This is a genomic window from Pseudomonas sp. 32_A, from assembly GCF_017490905.1.
Lineage (GTDB): Bacteria > Pseudomonadota > Gammaproteobacteria > Pseudomonadales > Pseudomonadaceae > Aquipseudomonas > Aquipseudomonas inefficax.
Genome location: NZ_JAFGYI010000415.1, coordinates 1 through 400 on the forward strand (window position 1 = coordinate 1; position 400 = coordinate 400).

At 50.2% G+C, this 400-nt stretch carries 2 rRNA genes; both read right to left on the minus strand.

Features of this window, described 5'->3' with window-relative positions:
• Window positions 1–2: 2 nt before the first annotated feature.
• A 5S ribosomal RNA gene (rrf, locus tag J5M58_RS27305) occupies window positions 3–118 on the minus strand.
• A gap of 109 nt (window positions 119–227) precedes the next feature.
• Window positions 228–343 (minus strand): 5S ribosomal RNA (gene rrf / locus J5M58_RS27310).
• Window positions 344–400: the final 57 nt, after the last annotated feature.

The window sequence follows — 400 nt, forward strand, 5'->3', positions numbered from 1 at the left end:
AATCTTGACGATGACCTACTCTCACATGGGGAAACCCCACACTACCATCGGCGATGCATCGTTTCACTGCTGAGTTCGGGATGGGATCAGGTGGTTCCAATGCTCTATGGTCGTCAAGAAATTCTGTGTGCTGGACCGTCCCTCGGACGTGCCTGCAAATCTCTGTAGTTCCTACTTAAAGACAAAACCCCTACCTGCGTGCGCAGATAGGGGTTTTGCGAAATGAATCTTGACGATGACCTACTCTCACATGGGGAAACCCCACACTACCATCGGCGATGCATCGTTTCACTACTGAGTTCGGGATGGGATCAGGTGGTTCCAATGCTCTATGGTCGTCAAGAAATTCTGTTGCCAGAATGTCCAGATGGACAGCCCAGCGAATTCGGATATGCGATAT